The organism is Streptomyces sp. NRRL F-6492 (assembly GCF_001280125.1).
Classification (GTDB): Bacteria; Actinomycetota; Actinomycetes; order Streptomycetales; family Streptomycetaceae; genus Streptomyces.
This window is the reverse complement of sequence record NZ_LGEG01000284.1, coordinates 22,966-41,579: the sequence shown is the minus strand read 5'-3', so window position 1 is coordinate 41,579 and position 18,614 is coordinate 22,966. Positions and strand designations below refer to the sequence as shown.

The 18,614-nt window shown below is 71.2% G+C and carries 16 protein-coding genes and 1 pseudogene; 4 read left to right on the top strand and 13 right to left on the bottom strand.

Annotated elements, in window-relative coordinates; genetic code table 11:
- Positions 1-175: 175 nt before the first annotated feature.
- From ADL08_RS34485 to ADL08_RS37460, 6 genes are all read right to left on the bottom strand, one after another.
- Positions 176-1,678 carry an MFS transporter gene (locus ADL08_RS34485; RefSeq protein ID WP_053650172.1) on the bottom strand — a complete coding sequence of 501 codons (1,503 nt, stop codon included), beginning with the start codon at positions 1,676-1,678 and terminating at the stop codon, positions 176-178.
- Positions 1,675-1,884 (bottom strand): ferredoxin, encoded by a 210-nt coding sequence (locus tag ADL08_RS34480; RefSeq protein ID WP_053650170.1) that lies wholly within the window; start codon positions 1,882-1,884, stop codon positions 1,675-1,677. The genes ADL08_RS34485 and ADL08_RS34480 overlap by 4 nt, the downstream gene beginning before the upstream one ends.
- A 14-nt stretch (positions 1,885-1,898) precedes the next feature.
- Positions 1,899-3,128: a cytochrome P450 gene (locus ADL08_RS34475; protein WP_053650168.1), complete on the bottom strand. Its 1,230-nt coding sequence runs from the start codon at positions 3,126-3,128 to the stop codon at positions 1,899-1,901.
- A 31-nt stretch (positions 3,129-3,159) separates the two neighbouring features.
- A complete protein-coding gene (locus ADL08_RS34470) occupies positions 3,160-3,933 on the bottom strand; it encodes an SDR family NAD(P)-dependent oxidoreductase (RefSeq protein WP_053650166.1) in 774 nt (257 codons plus the stop codon).
- 59 nt (positions 3,934-3,992) lie between these two features.
- Positions 3,993-6,314: a LuxR C-terminal-related transcriptional regulator gene (locus tag ADL08_RS34465; protein WP_324610437.1), complete on the bottom strand. Its 2,322-nt coding sequence runs from the start codon at positions 6,312-6,314 to the stop codon at positions 3,993-3,995.
- Between the two features lie 88 nt (positions 6,315-6,402).
- Positions 6,403-6,564: a hypothetical protein gene (locus ADL08_RS37460; RefSeq protein ID WP_159043076.1), complete on the bottom strand. Its 162-nt coding sequence runs from the start codon at positions 6,562-6,564 to the stop codon at positions 6,403-6,405.
- A gap of 163 nt (positions 6,565-6,727) precedes the next feature.
- Between ADL08_RS37460 and ADL08_RS34460 the strand changes: the two genes are divergently transcribed.
- Entirely contained in the window at positions 6,728-7,789 is a 1,062-nt protein-coding gene (locus ADL08_RS34460) for a helix-turn-helix transcriptional regulator (RefSeq protein WP_159043075.1), read from the top strand.
- Positions 7,790-7,919: 130 nt separating this feature from the next.
- Complete coding sequence (locus ADL08_RS34455; protein WP_199837156.1) at positions 7,920-8,567, top strand: NAD(P)-dependent oxidoreductase; 648 nt, start codon at positions 7,920-7,922, stop codon at positions 8,565-8,567.
- Positions 8,568-8,682: 115 nt separating this feature from the next.
- Here ADL08_RS34455 and ADL08_RS37455 read toward each other — a convergent pair whose 3' ends face one another.
- The 3 genes from ADL08_RS37455 to ADL08_RS34445 all read right to left on the bottom strand — a co-directional run bounded on the left by ADL08_RS37455 (position 8,683) and on the right by ADL08_RS34445 (position 12,288).
- On the bottom strand, positions 8,683-8,820 hold the full coding sequence (locus ADL08_RS37455; RefSeq protein ID WP_159043074.1) for a hypothetical protein: 138 nt from the start codon (positions 8,818-8,820) through the stop codon (positions 8,683-8,685).
- A 24-nt stretch (positions 8,821-8,844) separates the two neighbouring features.
- On the bottom strand, positions 8,845-10,164 hold the full coding sequence (locus ADL08_RS34450; protein WP_053650161.1) for a class I SAM-dependent RNA methyltransferase: 1,320 nt from the start codon (positions 10,162-10,164) through the stop codon (positions 8,845-8,847).
- Between the two features lie 72 nt (positions 10,165-10,236).
- Positions 10,237-12,288, bottom strand: coding sequence for an APC family permease (locus ADL08_RS34445; protein ID WP_053650159.1), 2,052 nt, complete (start codon positions 12,286-12,288; stop codon positions 10,237-10,239).
- A gap of 245 nt (positions 12,289-12,533) precedes the next feature.
- Between ADL08_RS34445 and ADL08_RS34440 the strand changes: the two genes are divergently transcribed.
- Together ADL08_RS34440 and ADL08_RS34435 are read left to right on the top strand one after the other, a co-directional pair.
- Positions 12,534-13,202, top strand: coding sequence for a potassium channel family protein (locus tag ADL08_RS34440; protein WP_030211255.1), 669 nt, complete (start codon positions 12,534-12,536; stop codon positions 13,200-13,202).
- Positions 13,202-13,873, top strand: coding sequence for a potassium channel family protein (locus tag ADL08_RS34435; RefSeq protein ID WP_030211251.1), 672 nt, complete (start codon positions 13,202-13,204; stop codon positions 13,871-13,873). The genes ADL08_RS34440 and ADL08_RS34435 overlap by 1 nt, the downstream gene beginning before the upstream one ends.
- A 191-nt stretch (positions 13,874-14,064) precedes the next feature.
- On the opposite strand, the gene ADL08_RS34430 is transcribed toward ADL08_RS34435, so the two are convergent.
- From ADL08_RS34430 to ADL08_RS34415, 4 genes and pseudogenes are all read right to left on the bottom strand, one after another.
- On the bottom strand, positions 14,065-14,811 hold the full coding sequence (locus ADL08_RS34430) for a DUF3159 domain-containing protein (RefSeq protein WP_053650157.1): 747 nt from the start codon (positions 14,809-14,811) through the stop codon (positions 14,065-14,067).
- A 3-nt stretch (positions 14,812-14,814) separates the two neighbouring features.
- Positions 14,815-15,213 carry an OB-fold nucleic acid binding domain-containing protein gene (locus ADL08_RS34425; protein WP_078968194.1) on the bottom strand — a complete coding sequence of 133 codons (399 nt, stop codon included), beginning with the start codon at positions 15,211-15,213 and terminating at the stop codon, positions 14,815-14,817.
- A 58-nt stretch (positions 15,214-15,271) separates the two neighbouring features.
- The gene (locus ADL08_RS34420; protein WP_053650152.1) at positions 15,272-15,958 is read right to left on the bottom strand and encodes a response regulator; all 687 of its coding nucleotides are present in this window, start codon (positions 15,956-15,958) and stop codon (positions 15,272-15,274) included.
- A gap of 111 nt (positions 15,959-16,069) precedes the next feature.
- Positions 16,070-18,606 (bottom strand): annotated as a pseudogene (locus ADL08_RS34415) (DUF4118 domain-containing protein).
- Positions 18,607-18,614 lie beyond the last annotated feature (8 nt).

The window sequence follows — 18,614 nt, the reverse complement described above, 5'->3', positions numbered from 1 at the left end:
GCCGAACGACGCCGTCTCCGAGGTGAACCGGTCACCCGTCAACTGCATCCCGTCACCCGAATCACCCGCGAAACGGATGATCACCCGATCGAGCCGGCGCACTTCCTTCGCGGGATCCGCGAACTCCCCCGTCTCCCCGGACGTCTCGGCCTTCTGCGACGTGCGCATCGGCCCGCTACTCCTGGTCCGTCTTCGCGGCGGCGGGCGCCGCAGGCCGCTGCGGCCGCACGTTGATCAGCGTGCCGGCGAGGACCGCTCCGACCAGGGCCACGCCCGCGGCGAACCCGCAGGCCACGGCCAGGCCGTGCACCGAGGCCTCCTGCGTCGTCGTGGCAGTGACGGCGCGGGAGCCGAGGTAGGTGGCCGCGGCGCTCGTCGAGATGGTGTTGAGCAGGGCCGTTCCGATCGAACCGCCCACCTGCTGCGAGGTGTTGACGACCGCGGAGACGATTCCGGCGTCGCGGGCCTCGGTCGCGGACATGGCCGTCTGGAAGACCGGCACGGCCAGGTTGCCGACGCCGATCCCGAAGAGGAACAGCGCGGGGAACACACCGGTCAGGTAGTCGCTCTCGGGGGTGAGGCGGGTCAGCACGAGGAGTCCGAGCGCCGAGATCACCAGTCCGGCCACGATCATCACGTTGGGCCGCAGGCGCAGCAGCAGCTTGCTGGCGACCTTCGTGGAGTAGACGGCGGCGGTGACGATGTACGCGAGGAAGGCCAGACCGGCCTTCAGGGGCGAGTACTCCATGACGGTCTGGAGCTGGTACGTCATGCCGAGGAACATGCCGAGCATACAGAACGCGGAAATCGCCATGGCGAGGAAAGCGCCCCCGCTGTTGCGGTTGGTGATGACCCGCAGCGGCAGCAGGGGGCGCGCGGACTTGGCCTGGACGACGACGAACGCGCCGAGCAGGGCCACCGCCGCGATCAGCGAGCCGACGATGACGGGCGAGCTCCAGCCCTTCGTACCGCCTTCGCCCAGGCCGTAGATGAGGGCGAGCATTCCGCCGGTGGCGAGGACCGCGCCGGGGACGTCGAGCCTGGTCTCGGGGTTGCGCTTCGGGGTGGGCAGCGCGAGGTAGCCGCCGACGACGATCGCGGCGGCGAAGAGGATGTTGATGTAGAAGCACCAGCGCCAGTCGAGGTAGTCGGTGAGGGCGCCGCCGAGGATGAGGCCGGTGGCGCCGCCGGACATCGAGATGGCGGTGAAGATGCCGAACGCCTTGGCGCGTTCGGCGGCGTCGGTGAAGGTGCTGCTGATCAGGGAGAGCGTCGAGGGCGCGATGAGGGCGGCGAAGACGCCCTGGGCCGCGCGGGATCCGATGAGCATCGCGGGGGTGGTCGCGATGCCGCCGAGCGCGGAGGCGAGGGCGAAGCCGACGACACCGATCATCAGGGAGCGCTTGACGCCGATGATGTCGCCGATGCGTCCGCCGAGCAGCAGCAGGCCGCCGAAGGTGAGGGCGTAGGCGGTGACGGTCCACTGGCGGGACACGTCGGTGAGGCCGACGGCCTCCTGCGCGGAGGGCAGGGCCACGGCGACGATGGTGGCGTCGAGCCACACCATCAGCTGGGCGAGGGAGATGACCACCAGGCCCCACCAGCGGGAGTCCCGCTTGGCTCCGGCTTCATCGCTCGCGCTGCCGCTCGCGCTGCCGGTCGCGGTGTTCGTCGTCACTTCTCGCTCGTCTCGGTGTAGGTGATGGCCCGGGAGGGGCACAGGTAGGCGGCCTCGTGGACCGACTCGGCCTCGGCGGGGACGGCCCGGTCGCGCAGGACGACGACGGTGCCGATGTCGTCCTGGTCGAAGAGGTCGGGTGCGGTCATGACGCACTGTCCGGCGCCGATGCAGACGGAGGTGTCCGCGGTGATGCGGAGCGGCACGGCCGGCCTCCCCGTCACCAGGCGACCGGCAGTTCGGCGAGGCCGAACACCAGTCCCTGCTTGACTTCGATCTCGTCCACGGGCCGGTCGAGCCGCAGGTCCGGGACGCGGTCGAAGAGGGTGCGCAGGGCGACGTCGAGTTCGACGCGGGCCAGGTTCTGGCCGATGCACTGGTGGATGCCGAAGCCGAAGCTGAGGTGGTTGCGGACGTTGCGGTGGACGTCGAGCTCGTTGGGGCGCTCGAACTGCGCCTCGTCGCGGTTGGCGGCGGGGTTGAGGAAGATGATCCCGTCGCCCTCGCGGATGGTGACGCCACCGATCTCGATGTCGGCGGTGGAGACGCGGGAGAGGCCGCCGGTGAGGGAGAGGAAGCGGAGGAGTTCCTCGACGGCGTTGCGCCAGAGGCCGCTGTCGGCCCGGAGTTCGGCGAGTTGCTCGGGGTGTTCGAGGAGGGTGAGGACGCCGAGGGCGATGGTGTTGGCGGTGGTCTCCTGGCCGGCGATGACCAGGACGAGGGCGTAGCGGACCAGTTCCTCGCGGTCGAGGGTGCCGGCCTTGACCTGGGTCACGAGGTCGTCGAGGAGGCCCTCGCCGGGCTCGGTCTCCTTGGCGACGAGGAGCCGGTCGAGGTAGTCGGTGAGGTCGGCCATGGCGTCGACGACCTGCTCGGGGTCGAAGCGGCGGTAGGTGAGGTCCTCGAAGCGGTCGCGGTCCTCGTAGGGGATGCCGAGGAGCTGGGAGAGGACCATGGCGACGAGCGGCTTGACGTAGACGTCGAGCAGGTCGGCGGAGTCGCCGGCGGCGACCATGTCGTCGGCGAGCCGGGCGGCGGTCTTCTCGATCTCGGGCTTGATGCCGGCGATCTTCTTGAGGGTGAAGCTGGGCAGGATGTCGCGGCGCTGCTTGGTGTGCTCGGGCGGGTCGGTGCGGATGAGGGCGCCGATGGCGGCCGAGCGGGGGGTCTGGAGCTGGGTGAGCGCCGGGATCGGCATGGGGAAGTTGGGGTGGAAGCGGTTGACCGACATGGCCGGGTGGGACATGAGTTCGCGGGTCTCGGCGTGGCCGGTGACCGCCCAGACCGGGCGGCCGTCGAACTGGCGGACCCGGGTCACGGATCCGCGGGCGCGGAGGTCCTCGTACTCCTTGGGCGGGTGGTACGGGCAGGTGCGGGTCATGGGGAGTTCGGGCAGTGCGGACTCGGGCGGCGCGGCCGGGGTCCCGGGCGCGGCGGCGGTCTCGGTCATGGGTGTCTCCGATCCGGTGTGAGGGGGCCGCTCAGGGCGCCGGGGTGAGGAAGTGGCCGTCGACGCGGACCAGCTCTCCGGTGATGTTGGTGTTGGCCCGGGAGCAGAGGAAGACGATGGTGCGGGCGACGTCCTCGGGGTCGGTGTTCCGCTTGGTGGCCGCGGCGTCGGCGGTGTAGTTGAGCAGGGCCGGTGACATCTGCTTGTCGCCGGGGGTGAAGCCGGGCAGGACGACGTTGGTGAGGATGCCGGCGCGGCCGAGTTCGCGGGACATCACGCGGGTCAGTCCGTGGAGGCCCGCCTTGGCGCTGGCGTAGGCGGCGCGGCCGGGGTAGCCGTCCTCCGCGAAGGTGGAGGAGACGTGCACGATGCGGCCCCAGCCGGAGGCGCGCATGGGGCCGACGACGGCGCGGCTGAGGAGGTAGGGGCCGAGGAGGTTGGCCTGGAGGGACGCGGCGAAGCGCTCCGGCGGCTCGGTCTCGAAGAGTTCGCCGGGGCGGGGGAAGTCGGGCAGCGCGACGGCGTTGTTGACGAGGACGTCGACGGCGCCCCAGCGCTCCCCCACGGCGTTCAGCAGGCGGGTGATGGAGGCGGGGTCCCCCTGGTCGAGCCGTTCGGCGACGACCTCGCCGGTGCCGTCGCCGAGTTCGGCCCGGCGTACCGTCTCCTTCGCCCCGGCGGGGTTGCTGTGGTACGTGGCGACGACCCGGGCGCCCTCCGCGGCGAAGGCCGTGGCGGTCGCCCGGCCGATGCCCCCGCTGGCGCCGGTGACGACGACGACTTTGTCCTTGAGTCCGAAATCCATCGTGTGCCTCTGCTGTTGTTTCCTGTGCCGCCGGGCGGTGTGCCCGGCGGCGTCGTGGATCAGCCGAGCCGGGAGCGGAGCTCCTGGCGGTCGGCGAGCTGGAGCTTGCGGTAGGTGCGGGTGAGGTGCTGTTCGACGGTGCTGACGGTCACCGACAGTTCGCGGGCGATCTTCTGGTTGGAGATGCCCTGCGCGGCGAGGACGGCGACGCGCCGCTCGGAGGGGCTGAGCTGCTGGAGGCAGACGGCGTTGCGGTCGTAGATCTTGTACCGCGGCACGTCGGCGTGGTCGCGGTTCTGGATCAGGTCGCCGCTGCGCAGTCCGGCGACGACCGTGGGCAGCGTCGGGGTGCCGGTGGCTTCCCGCAGGTGTTCGAAGATGGCTTCGCGCAGGTCGAAGCGGGTTTCGCCGGGCCCGTCGTCGAAGGTGGCCTGCCAGGGCCGGTCCAGCGACTGGACGATGTACTCCACGGACTGGCTGTAGTCGCCCATGGCCATGTACGTCGCGGCGGCCGACAGCTGCCAGGGCATCCGCCAGCCGCGGTCGAGGTCCCAGTCGGCGAGGACGCGTCCGCAGCGGAGGAAGTCGGCCAGGGCCGGCAGGTGGTCGCCCTGGGCCAGGTGGTGGTGGCCGCGGGCGTAGAGGTAGCCGAGTCCGTAGCGGGTCTCGTACATGGACGCGGGTACGCGGCGGCGCAGCAGGACGGCCGTTTCGTCCGGTGTGCCGAGGAGGGTGTGGGCGAGTACGAGGGTGGCGAGCGGGCCGCCGATGCGTACGCCCCAGCGGCGGGCGGGCAGTTGTCTCAGGGCTTGGCCGGCGTCGGTGACGGCCGCCGTGGGGTCGCCGAGGGCGAGGGCGCTCTCGGCTCGCAAGGCGGTGAGCTGGGCCCGCCACGGTGTGATGTCGTCGCCCTGTGCGTCGGTGAGGAAGCGGTCGCACCAGGCGCGGGCCTGTTCGGGTGCGCCGCTGTGGATCTGTGCCCACAGCGCGGCGAGGACGGCGGGAGCCGTCTCGTCGGTGAAGATGCTGCGTTCGAGGGCCTGCTCGGCGAGGCCGGTGGTCTGCCGCGGGTCGGTGCGGCCGGTCAGGGTGCCGGCGAGCGACCAGGCCGCGGCGTAGCGGGCGTCGGGTACGGAGGTGGTGTCGATCCTCGTGCGGGGGGCGCGGTTGCCGACGGCCTGCCGGAGGAGGCCGGGGAATTCGGCGGCGACCAGGAGCTTGCCGGCCTCCAGGTCGGTGACGCGCCGGTTCTCGCGCGAGGTGAGGTCGTGGATGCCCCGGTCGATGGTGCCGACGATGTCGCGGGCCTCCCACAGGGTCTCCGGCCGGTGGCCGGAGACCCTGAACTCCTCGCCCGAGTGGCGCTCGGGCAGGTGTGCGGAGACGAACCCGTTCTCGAAGGACTCCAGCCACTGGGCCGCGTCCTCGGCCGACACGCCGTCGGCGTTGAGGGCGACGGCGGTCTGCCGGCCGAGGTGGGCCCGTCGTTTGCGCGGGATGTAGCCGAGGACCGCCGCCCGTGCGACGGGGTGGCGGAATCCGCCGTCGGCGAGGAGGCCGGCGGCGACGAGGTCGCGCGTGGCTTCCTCCACGGCGGTGGTCTCGGTGGCGGCGAGTTCGGCGATCAGCCGGGGTGAACGGCTGTCGCCGGCCACGGCGATCGCCTCGGCGATCTCGCGCACTTCGGGGTCGAGCCGGTGCAGGCACTCCAGGACCGCTTGTGCGTAGGCGGCGCCCACGACGGTCCTGCCGCCGGCGAAGTCGCGCAGCAGGGCCGTGGTGATGAGCAGGTTGCCGTTGGAGAGCCGGAGCGTGCGGGAGGCGGCGTCCGGGGTGAGCCGGACGCCGAAGTCCGCGGCGAGGTCCCGCACCTGCTCGGCGGTGAGCGAGGTGAGGGAGATCTTGCGGAAGGTGGACCGGCCGGCGAGTTCGTCGGCCAGCCAGTGGGATCCGTAGGGCGAGTTGGTGCGGTCGGCGGCGACGACGAGCACCCGGCGGTCGGCGATGTCGGACGACAGCCGGGTGATCAGCCGTGCGGACGCGGGGTCCGCGTAGCGGAGGTCGTCGACGCGGACGAGTACGGTCGCGTCCCGCGCCATGCGCAGGATTTCCGCGACCGTCGCCGTGATGCCCCGATCGGTGTCCGGGGTGCGCTCGCCGAGCAGTTGTCGGCCGACGGCGAGCGGTCCGGTGTCACCGAACGGTGAGCAGTCCGCCCGGAGTACCCGGACGTCCCGTGTGGCGGCGTATGCGGCGAACTCGTCGAGCAGTGTGGTCTTTCCGGCCGCGACGGGCCCTGTCACCAGTGCGGTCCTGCCGTATTCCGCAGTCGCGTCGGCCAGTATGTCGCGAAGTACTTTCCACCCGAATGTGGATTGCATAGAGGCCATCAGGCCTCCCCCCAGTGTCGCGATACCGGGCGTTCCCGGCCTAAGAAGTCACCGTCACGTCCACGTGCCGGACAGGGGATCATCCCCAGCCCTGATCGTCTTTGTCGTCACCGGTGGCCACCGGTACGGAGACTGCGCGGATGTCGTCGTGGATCTGGTGCGAGAAGGAGATTCCTACGAGTGCGGCGCACACCAGGAGAAAGGTGGAAGCGGCGCGCACGGCATGACTGAAATGACTCATCAGATACCCCCCATGTAACTGACAGATGAACACGATGCTACGTGGGCGACCCGCTTGACCAGCGGGAACCGCCTCCGCTCAATCATCACAAAAAAATCGGTCCCCTTCGCGAGACCGTAGGATCCAGTTGCTGACTGACCGAAAGTTGAGGGGGATGCAATCCGTGACGTACAGCGACATACCAGACACCTCTGGTATCCCGCAGGCCGGCGCTGTCGCCCATCGGGTCTACACGTACGCCGTCCACCGCGTGTGCATCGACGTCCCCACCTGCGCCCGGGATCTGGACATTCCCCCCGAACAGGTGGAGGAAACGGTGAGGGACCTGACGCACCTGCGCCTGCTGCTGCCGGCGCAGGGGTCGAGGGACGAGTACGTCGCGGTGAACCCCATGTCCGCCTCGCTCCAGCTCCTCGCCCCCTACGACGAGGAGCTGCGGGCCCGGCAGTACGCGTTGGAGCAGATCCGGCAGCAGATGCACAGCCTCATGCCGCTGTTCCGGAGCAACACGCCCGAGGCGCAGCGCGACGCGTCGATCGAGCGCATCGACGACCTGAACGCGGTGCGCGGCATCCTGAGCCGCCTGGCGGAGGAATGCCAGCACGAGGTCATCACCTCCCAGCCCGGCGGGGCGCGGGACGCCGGCATCCTGGAGGAGGCGGCGCGGCGCGACAGCTACGTCCTTGAGCGCGGCGTGCGGATGCGGACCCTCTACCAGCACACGGCCCGCTTCGACCAGCCCACCCGCGCGTACGTGGACCGCATCTCCCACAAAGGAGCCGAAGTCCGCACCACGGGCAGCGGTTTCATGCGTGCGATCATCTACGACTCCCGCACGGCGGTCATTTCGCTGCCGGACAACCCGCAGGGCGCCGCTCTCGTACAGAATCCCGATATCACGCACTTCATCGCGCAGGCCTTCGAATGGGCGTGGGTGACCGCCGAGCCGTTCAATCCCCGGTTCGACCGCGATGAGATCCGTTCGATATCGGATTCGCTGAACCAGACGCTGCTCCGCATGTTGGCGAGCGGTCACGACGACAAGTCGATCGCCCGTCAGCTCGGCATCTCCCCCCGCACCTGCCAGCGCAGGATCTCCGAACTCATGCAGGAGATCGGGGCCCGGACCCGGCTGCAGGCCGGATATCTCATCCGTGAGCACGGCCTGGTTCCGCACACCGACGACATCGATTTCCCGGACGGACCTTCCGAGGACGGCGCGTGACGCGCCGGCACCCCCCTAGGAATGTCTGGGGTCCCCACCCGTTGCTCCGGACAACCGGCCCTGACTAACGTCGTTTTCCGGGCCCCGGGGCCGATTCCCCGTGCCCTTACGGCGAAGGAAGGTATTCCCCATGAGCAAGATCGTGGTGTTCGGCGCGGGCGGCAAGGCGGGCCGTGAGATCGTGAAGGAGGCCGTGTCCCGCGGTCACGAGGTCACCGCCGTGGTCCGTGACCCGGCCAAGTACGACGATCTCGCCGCGGAACGGGTCCAGGTCGTGGCGGGCGACATCACCAACGTCCGCAGCGTCACCTCGGTGGCCGCCGGCCACGACGTGGCGATCCACGCGGTCTACGACCAGACGGCGGCCCCCGAGCCGTTCTTCGTCGGCGCCGCCCACGCCCTCCTGGAGAGCCTCCCCGAGGCCGGCGTGAAGCGCGCCCTGATCGTCGGCCTGGTCTCCACCCTGGAGGTCGCGCCGGGCCAGCGCGTCATGGACACCCCGGACTTCCCGGAGGCGTTCCTGGAGTTCTGCAAGGGCCACGCCGCCGGCCTGGAGGTCTTCCGCTCGGCCACCACCGACCTCGACTGGCTGGTCGTCACCCCGCCGATGGTCCTCGACCAGACCCCGCGCACCGGCACCTACCGCGTCGGCGGCGACCAGCTCCTCACCAAGGAGGACGGCACCAGCCACCTCTCCTACGCCGACCTGGCCGTCGCCCTGATCGACGAGGCGGAGACCCCCAAGCACCACCAGACCCGCATCGCCGTGGCGGACTGATACCCCCTCCCCTCCCCCTCCCCAGGGCCCGCCGGCACCACGCCGCCGGGCCCTGGCGGCTTTCCCGCCACGAAGAAGGACCCCGCACCCACCAGGAAGCCGTACGCGATACGCCTCAGGAAACCGGACAGGCGTACTCGACGTGGACCAGCCGCGCGATACCGAACAGCAGGAACACCGCGGGCGGCAGCAGCCACCAGCGGACGAGGATGCCGCGCCACACGGGCACGTACGAGAGAAAGAGACCGAGCACCCGCGAAACCACAGCCCGGACGCCTTACTTGACCGGCTCCAGAATCGCCACGCACTCCACGTGGTGCGTCATCGGAAACAGATCGAACGCCCTCAACGTCCGCACCCGGTACCCCCGCTCCCGGAAGTAGCCCAGGTCTCGGGCCAGGGCCGCCGGGTCGCAGGCGACGTAGGCGATGCGGCGGGCGCCGAGGCCGGTGAGGTGGTGGACGGTCTGCTTGCCGGCGCCGGCGCGCGGGGGGTCCAGGACGATGAGGTCGACGTCGGTGATGCCGGTGCGCGGGAGGACCGATTCGACCTTGCCCTGTTCGATGCGGACGCGCGGGAAGCCGGCCAGGTTGTGGCGGGCGTCCTCCACCGCGCGCTTGCCGGACTCGATGCCGAGGACCGCGCCCTGGTCGCCGACGCGGTCGGCGAGGGCGCCCGCGAAGAGGCCGACGCCGCAGTAGAGGTCGAGGGCGGTGTCGCCCTTGCGCGGGAGGAGGCCCTGCATGACGGCCTTCATCAGGGTGTCGGCGGCCTTCGGGTGGATCTGCCAGAAGCCGCCGCTGCCCACGCGGTGGGTGCGCTCGTCGGCGCGCTCGCGGACGAAGGCGCGGCCGTGGACGCGGTGGACCCCGCCGTCCTTCTCGTCGACGCGCATGACCGAGACCGGCTTGTCGAGCTCGACGAGGGGGAGGCGGGCGCCGGGGCGCGGAGTCAGGATGACCTGGCGGTCGTTCGAGCCCGAGGCGGCGATCGCCTCGACCGAGGCCATGCCCTCCCAGGTGCGCTTCTCGACGCCGAGCTCCGAGACGCCCTGCGCGGCGATCATGCAGTGGTCGATGACCTCGACGTCGTGCGAGCGGTGCTTGCGCAGGCCCGCGCGGCCCTCGGGGTCGATCGCGTACTGGACGCGGGTGCGCCACTGCGGGACCTCGCCGGCGGGGAGCTTGTCGCCCTCGGCCGGCATGACCGTGCCGTCCCAGCCGGCCTCCTCCGGGGTGAGCCCGGCGAGCCGCTGGAGCTGCTCCGCGACGACCTCGCCCTTGAGGCGGCGCTGGGCGCCGGGCTTGGCGTGCTGCCAGTCGCAGCCGCCGCACTTGCCGGGGCCGGCGAAGGGGCAGGGGGCCTCGACCCGGTCCTTGGACGGGTCGAGGATCTCGACCGCGTCGGCGCGCAGGAAGCGGGAGGTCTCCTCGCCCTCGGTGACGCGGGCGACGATCCGCTCCCCCGGCAGGGCGTGGCGGACGAACAGGACCCGGCCGGCCTCCGTACGGGCGATGCAGTGGCCTCCGTGGGCGACCGGGCCGACCTCGACCTCGTACTCCTCCCCGACCAGCGACGAGACAGGGGTGTTCTGCATGGCGGGGAGCTCCAAGGGGAAGGGGTGTGGGCTGCCGTTCGGACGGCAGCCCACCAGTCTAATCGGTCTTTCTCAGTTGTTCTTTCCGGCCGGTTCCTTGTGGCCCTTCTCGACCGGTCCGCGGCGGACCGCGCCCGGCGCGTTCCACTCCTGGCGCTTCCTGGCCCGCTTCTTCGCGACCTCGGAGGAGCGGAGCTGGTACGGCACGGAGGTCACCATGACGCCCGGGGTGAAGAGGAGGCGGCCCTTGAGGCGCAGGGCGCTCTGGTTGTGCAGCAGGTGCTCGTACCAGTGGCCGACGACGTACTCGGGGATGTAGACGGAGACGGCGTCGCGCGGGCTCTCGCGGCGCAGGCTCTTCACGTACTCGATCACCGGGCGGGTGATCTCGCGGTACGGCGAGTCGAGGATCTTGAGCGGGACGTTGATCCCGCGCCGCTCCCACTCCGCCTTGAGCGCCCTCGTCTCGGCCGGGTCGACGTTGACGGTCAGCGCCTCCAGCTCGCTCGCGTGCATGAGCTTGGCGTAGGCCAGGGCGCGGAGGGTGGGCTTGTGGAGCTTGGAGACGAGGACGATGGAGCGGACCCGGGAGGGGCGCACGTACTCGTCGGGCCGCTCCTCGGCGGCCGCGATCTCCGCGGCCACCGAGTCGTAGTGCTTGCGGATCGCGGTCATCGTTCCGTAGAAGATCACCATGCCGAGCAGGGCGACCCAGGCGCCGTGGGTGAACTTGGTGGCGAGGACGACGACGAGGACGAGGCCGGTGAAGAAGGCGCCGAAGGTGTTGATCGCGCGGGAGCGGATCATGTGGCGGCGCTTGGCGGGGTCCCGCTCGGTCCTCAGGTGCCGGTTCCAGTGCCGGACCATGCCGGTCTGGCTGAGGGTGAAGGAGACGAAGACACCGACGATGTACAGCTGGATCAGCTTCGTCGAGTCGGCTCCGTAGGCCCAGACGAGGAGGGCGGCGGCGCCGGCGAGGAGCACGATGCCGTTGGAGAAGGTGAGGCGGTCGCCGCGGGTGTGCAGCTGGCGCGGCAGGTAGCGGTCCTGGGCGAGGATCGAGCCGAGGAGCGGGAAGCCGTTGTACGCGGTGTTCGCGGCCAGGAAGAGGACGAGCGCGGTGGCGGCGGCGAGGACGACGAAGAGGAACGTCCCGTCGCCGAAGACGGCGGCCGCGACCTGCGAGATGACCGGGTGCTGGACGTAGTCCGCGCCGACGGGGGCGCCGTTGACGATCAGGTCCCGGGCGGGGTTCTCGGCCATCCGGACGTCGGTGGCCATGGCCAGGAAGATGATGCCGCAGAACATGGTGACGGCCAGGCCGCCCATGAGGGCGAGCGTGGTGGCGGCGTTCTTCGACTTCGGCTTGCGGAAGGCGGGGACGCCGTTGGAGATCGCCTCGACGCCGGTGAGGGCGGCGCAGCCGGAGGAGAAGGCGCGCAGCAGCAGGAAGACGAGGGCGAAGCCGGCCAGGCCCTGGTGCTCGGGCTTGATCTCGAAGTCGGCGGTGGGTGCCTTCATCGTGTCGCCGAGGACGATGCCCCGGTACGCGCCCCAGGCGATCATCAGGAAGACGCCGGCGACGAAGACGTACGTCGGGACGGCGAAGAGCGTGCCTGACTCCTTCACTCCGCGCAGGTTCATCAGGGTCAGCAGCAGGATGACGGCGACCGCGGAGGCGACCTTGTGCTCGACGACGAAGGGGACGGCCGAGCCGAGGTTCTCGATGCCCGAGGAGATCGAGACGGCGACGGTCAGGACGTAGTCGACGAGCAGGGCGCTCGCCACGGTGAGTCCGGCCTTCGGCCCGAGGTTGGTGTTGGCGACCTCGTAGTCGCCGCCGCCGCTCGGGTAGGCGTGCACGTTCTGCCGGTAGGAGGCGACGACCGTGAACATCAGGACGACGACCGCGAGCGCGATCCAGGGGCTGAAGTGGTAGGCCGACAGACCGGCTACGGAGAGGACGAGGAGGACCTCACCCGGCGCGTACGCCACCGAGGAGAGCGGGTCGGAGGCGAAGACGGGGAGGGCGATCCGCTTCGAGAGGAGGGTCTCGCCGAGCTTGTCGCTGCGTAGGGCCCGCCCGATCAGGATCCGTTTGGGCACGTCGGTCAGTTTGGACACGGAGAGGATCGTAAGCGTTCGAAAAGAGCCAAGTTCACCACGACCCCCTTGTCCTCACGGATCCATACGGAATCTTTCCGCCGACCACCTCGGATGCGGTCCCCTTCGGGGTTGCCGCTTAAGCTCGGAGCGGGCGACCCGGCAGGGCGTCGCCCGCCGCGGCCCGGGCGGATCGGGCGAGGAAAGTTGTGAGCAGGTTGTTTTCGCAGGTCAGCAAGGCGATCAGGAGTGCGGGGTAAGGGGACGTGCACATCGTCATCATGGGCTGCGGGCGAGTGGGAGCCGCTCTCGCGCAGACCCTCGAACAGCAGGGGCACACGGTCGCGGTCGTGGACCAGGACCCGACGGCCTTCCGTCGTCTGGGGTCGGGTTTCGGCGGTCGTCGCGTCACGGGCGTGGGGTTCGACCAGGACACGCTGCGCGAGGCCGGGATCGAGGACGCCGGGGCCTTCGCCGCGGTGAGCAGCGGCGACAACTCGAACATCATCGCGGCGCGGGTCGCGCGCGAGATGTTCGGCATCGAGAACGTGGCGGCGCGGATCTACGACCCGCGCCGTGCCGAGGTCTACCAGCGTCTGGGCATCCCGACGGTCGCGACGGTCCGCTGGACCGCCGACCAGATGCTGCGGCGGCTGCTGCCCTCGGGCGCCGAGCCGCTGTGGACGGATCCGAGCGGCGGGGTGCAGCTCGCCGAGGTGCACACCTCGCCGGCCTGGATCGGCCACAAGATCAGCCGGCTCCAGGACGAGACGGGGGTGCGCGTCGCGTTCCTGACCCGGCTCGGCGAGGCCGTCATCCCCTCGTCGCAGACGGTGCTCCAGGAGGGCGACCTGGTGCACGTGATGATGCGTACGGACGAGATCGCGAAGGTCGAGGAGGCCTTCGCCGAGGGTCCCGAGGAGGGTGGTCACTGATGCGTGTCGCCATTGCGGGCGCGGGTGCGGTGGGCCGTTCCATCGCGGGCGAGCTCCTGGAGAACGGGCACGAGGTGCTGCTCGTCGACAAGGCGCCGACCGCCATCTCGGTGGAGCGGGTGCCGCAGGCGGAGTGGCTGCTCGCCGACGCCTGTGAGATCACCTCGCTCGACGAGGCGGCGCTCCAGCGCTGCAACGTGGTGATCGCGGCGACCGGCGACGACAAGGTGAACCTGGTCGTCTCGCTGCTCGCCAAGACGGAGTACGGCGTGCCGCGGGTGGTCGCCCGGGTGAACAACCCGAAGAACGAGTGGCTGTTCAACGAGGCCTGGGGCGTGGACGTGGCCGTCTCGACGCCGCGTCTGATGTCGGCCCTGGTGGAGGAGGCGGTGAGCGTCGGCGACCTGGTCCGGCTGCTGCGCTTCAGCCACGGCGACGCGAACCTGGTCGAGCTGACGCTCCCGCCGGAGTCGGCCGTCGCCGGCACCTCGGTCGGGGACGTGGACTGGCCGCAGGACACCTCGCTGGTGACGATCATCCGTGGTTCGCGGGTGCTCACGCCGAGCCCCGAGGAGACCCTGGAGGCCGGTGACGAGCTGCTGTTCGTGGCCGCGCAGGCCCGCGAGGAACAGCTGGAGGACCTGCTCCAGGTGCGCCGCGAGACGCCCTGACGGCAGGCCTTCGTACGACGGAGGGCCCGGACCTGATGATCAGGTCCGGGCCCTCCGTCGTACGGGCGGGTCGACCGGCGCCCTCCGTCGTACGGGCGGGTCCCAGTCGGGCGGCGAGCTTCCGGAGCCCCTCCGGCCCGGGTCCTGCCCGTGCAGGCGGGTCGTCCGGGCCCCTCCCGTACGGGCGGGTCTCAGGCCTCCGGTCGTCCCTCGGTGGCCGCCGCCTCCTTGCGGGCCTTCTCGGCGCGCTCCTCGGCCTCCATCTCGGCGAAGACGTCGATCGGCGGCGGGGCCTTCGCGAGGAACACCCAGGTGAGGTAGACCGCGAGCAGGAACGGCGGGATCTTCAGGGCGACCGAGACCCAGCCGAACCGGGTCGGGTCGGCCCACCAGTACAGCGGGAAGAGGACCGCGCACTTGCCGAGCAGGATCAGGCCCCAGGCCCAGCTCGCCTTCGTGTACGCCTTCTTGCGGCCCGGGTTGCGGGTGCGCCAGGAGAGGTTCTCCTTGAAGACCGGGCCGAGGATCAGGCCGATCAGGGGCACTCCGGCGATGGCGGTGACGATGTACGCCAGGGCGAGGCCGAGCGTGTACAGCATGCCCGGCAGGTAGAAGTCCTTGGCGTTGCCGGTCATCATCGCGAAGACCACGCCGAAGGCGACGCCGAAGACGCCGCTGAAGGCGTGCTTGACGGTGTCGCGGCGGATCAGCCGGACGGCGACGAGGGCCAGCGAGACCCCGAGCGCGGCGATCGCCGAGGTCTTCAGGTCCTTGTTGATCGTGAAGATCGTGACGAACAGCAGGCCGGGCAGGACCGTCTCGACCATGCCCCGCAGGCCGCCGAACGCCTCGAACAGCGCGGCCTCGGTGACCTCCCTCGAGGCGCGGGCGTCCTGGGCGTCCTGGTCCGTGCTGGTCGGCTTGTCGAGGGACGTCACCGGCTACTCCTGTCCGAGCGGTCGGAGCTCGTATTTGGGGTTGAAGAGGACCCGCCGACCGTGGCTCATGGAGATCCGGCCGGAGGCGATCAGCTTGCGGCCCGGCTCGATGCCCACGATGGAGCGGCGGCCGAGCCAGACGACGTCGAGCGGTGCCGTGCCGTCGAAGATCTCGGCCTCGAGCGCGGGCACCCCCGCCCGGGGGCGCAGCGTGACCGTGCGCAAGGTACCAGTCACCTTGACTATCTGGCGGTCGGAGCAGTCGGAGATACGCGTGCACCCCGACGCCTCGGCGTCCTCCTGGAGCTCCTCCGACTCCAGGTCCTCGGGAGAGGAGGAGAGCCGGTCGAGCATCCGGCGGAATCTGCCGGCCGGCTTCTCTGTATGCGGTGCAGCACTCATACAGAAAGCGTACCGGCCGCCGCCGTCACGGGAGGCGGGCCCGGATCACTCCCTCCGTTCAGCGTTCGAAGCGGTACCCCATGCCCGGTTCGGTGACGAAGTGGCGCGGGTGGGACGGGTCGCGCTCCAGCTTGCGGCGAAGCTGCGCCATGTACACCCGGAGGTAGTTGGTCTCCGTGCCGTACGAGGGTCCCCAGACCTCCTGGAGGAGCTGCTTCTGGCCGACCAGGCGGCCGGCGTTGCGGACGAGGACTTCGAGGAGGTGCCACTCGGTGGGGGTGAGCCGGACGTCCCGGCCGTCGCGGTGGACCTTCTTCGCGGCCAGGTCGACGGTGAAGGCCTCCGCCTCGACGAGGGCGGCCCCGCCCTCGGGGACGCCGACCGGCTCGTTGCGGCGCACGGCGGCGCGCAGCCGGGCGAGCAGCTCGTCCATGCCGAAGGGCTTGGTGACGTAGTCGTCGGCGCCGGCGTCGAGGGCCTCGACCTTCTCGTCGGAGGTCTGCCGGGCCGAGAGGACCAGGATCGGCACCCGCGTCCAGCCGCGCAGGCCCTTGATGACCTCGACGCCGTCCATGTCGGGCAGGCCGAGGTCGAGGACGACGACGTCGGGGTGGCGGTCGGCGGCGAGCCGGAGGGCGGTGGCGCCGTCGGGCGCGGAGTCGACCTCGTACTTCCGCGCCTTGAGGTTGATCACCAGGGCGCGGACGATCTGCGGCTCGTCGTCGACCACGAGGACCCGGGTCATGGGGCAATGCCTTCCTTTTCGGCCGCCGTGCGGGCGGAGGGGACTACGGGGAGGGGGCGGGGAACTACGGGGAGGGGGCGGGGGACTACGGAAAGGGGTCGGGCCCGCGGCTCAGGTCACCGCGTGGGCGGACAGGTCGGCGGTCGGCGCCGGGGGCCCGCACCGCGCGGCCGGCAGGGTGAGCACCATGGTGAGGCCGCCGCCCGGGGTGTCCTCGGCGCCGAGGGTCCCGCCCATCGCCTCGACGAAGCCGCGGGCCACCGCGAGTCCGAGGCCGACTCCGGCGCCGCGCGGGGCGTCGCCGAAGCGCTGGAAGGGCTCGAAGATGCCGTCCTTGGCCTCGTCGGGGACGCCGGGGCCGCGGTCCACGACCCGCAGTTCGACCCGGTCCCCCAGGGCGCTGGCGGCGACGGCGACGGGCACGCCCCCGGGGCTGTACTTCACGGCGTTCTCCACGATGTTGGCGACGGCCCGCTCCAGGAGGCCCTTGTCGACCTCGACCATGGGCAGCGTCTCGGGGATGTCGAGCTCGGCGCTGCCGTCCGGCACTCCCCCGAGGGCCATGGGGACGACCTCGTCGAGGTCGACGACCCGCATGAGGGGGGTGACGGTGCCGGTGCGCAGGCGGGACATGTCGAGGAGGTTGCCGACGAGGTGGTCGAGGCGGTCGGCCCCGGCCTCGATGCCCTCCAGGAGCTCGGCGCGGTCCTGCTCGGACCATTCGACGTCGTCGGAGCGGAGGGAGGAGACGGAGGCCTTGATGCTCGCGAGCGGGGTCCGCAGGTCGTGGCTGACGGCGGCGAGCAGGGAGGTGCGGATCTTGTTGCCCTCGGCCAGCTTCCGGGCCTCCTCCGCCTCGCCGACGAGCCGCTGCCGGTCGAGGACGACGGCGGCCTGGGCGGCGAAGGCGCCGAGCACCCGCCGGTCCTCGGCGGGCAGCACCCGGCCGGACAGGGCGAGCGCCAGGCGGTCCCCCACCGGCATGTCGGCGTCCGCCTCCTCCGGCCGGGTCGCCGGGTGGGGGCCGACGCTCGCGACGGGCGTCCACGGCTCGACCTCGTCCTCGCGCTCCAGGAGGGCGACCGACTCCATGGAGAAGGTCTCGCGGACCCGTTCGAGGAGGGCGTCCAGGCTGGTCTCGCCGCGCAGCACGCTGCCCGCGAGGTACGAGAGCACCTCGGACTCGGCGCGCAGCCGGGCGGCCTGGTGGGTGCGGCGGGCGGCCAGGTCGACCACCGAGGCGACCGACATCGCGACGCCGAGGAAGACGACGAGGGCGACGATGTTCTTGGGGTCGGCGATGGTGAGCCGGTGGACGGGCGGGGTGAAGAACCAGTTGAGGAGGAGCGAGCCGGCGGCGGCCGAGGCGAGCGCCGGCAGGAACCCGCCGAGCAGCGCGGCGGCCACCGTCAGGGCGAGGAAGAGCAGCATGTCGTTGGCGAGCCCGAGGTCGGCGTCGACGTGGGTGAGGAGCAGGGCGAGGCCGGCGGGTCCCGCGACGCCGATCGTCCAGGCGGCGAGGATCCGGGAGCGGCCGAGGCGGGCGCCGCGCGCGACCGGCAGGCCGCGCCCCTTGGCGACCTCGCCGTGGGTGACGATGTGGACGTCCAGGTCGGGTCCGGAGTCGCGGGCGACGGTCTGGCCGACGCCGGGGCCGAGGATGTACTGCCAGGTCCTGCGGCGGCTGGAGCCGAGGACGATCTGGGTGGCGTTGACGCCGCGGGCGAACTCCAGGAGCGCGGTGGGGACGTCGTCGCCGATGACGTGGTGGAACGTGCCGCCGAGGTCCTCGACCAGGGTGCGCTGGACGGCCAGCTCCTTCGGGGAGGCCGCGGTGAGCCCGTCGCTGCGGGCGATGTAGACGGCGAGGACCTCGCCCCCCGCGCCCTTCTCGGCGAGCCGGGTGGCCCGGCGTATGAGGGTGCGGCCCTCGGGTCCGCCGGTCAGGCCGACGACGATGCGCTCCCGGGCCTGCCAGGTGGAGCGGATGTTGTGCTCGCCCCGGTACTTGCGGAGGTACTCGTCGACCCGGTCGGCGGTCCAGAGCAGCGCCAGTTCCCGCAGGGCGGTGAGGTTGCCGGGACGGAAGTAGTTGGAGAGGGCCGCGTCGACCTTGTCGGAGGTGTAGACGTTGCCGTGGGCCATCCGGCGCCGCAGCGCCTCCGGGCTCATGTCGACCAGTTCGATCTGGTCCGCCCGGCGCACGACCTCGTCGGGGACGGTCTCCCGCTGCCGCACGCCCCGACGACGTCCCCGAGCGACTCCAGGTGCTGGATGTTGACGGTCGAGACGACGTCGATGCCGGCCGCGAGCAGTTCGGCGACGTCCTGCCACCGTTTGGGGTTGCGGGAGCCGGGCGCGTTCGTGTGGGCGAGCTCGTCGACGAGGGCGACCGCGGGGCGGCGGGCCAGGACCGCGTCGACGTCCATCTCGGTGAGGACGGCCCCCCGGTGCTCCAGGGTGCGGCGCGGGACCTGCTCCAGGCCGTGCAGCACCGTCTCCGTGCGCGGCCGGCCGTGGTGCTCCACGAAGGCCACCACGCAGTCCGTGCCGCGCTCCACCCGGCGGTGGCCCTCGGAGAGCATCGCGTGGGTCTTGCCGACGCCCGGCGCAGCGCCGAGGTAGATGCGTAGCTTGCCGCGTCCCATGGATCGAC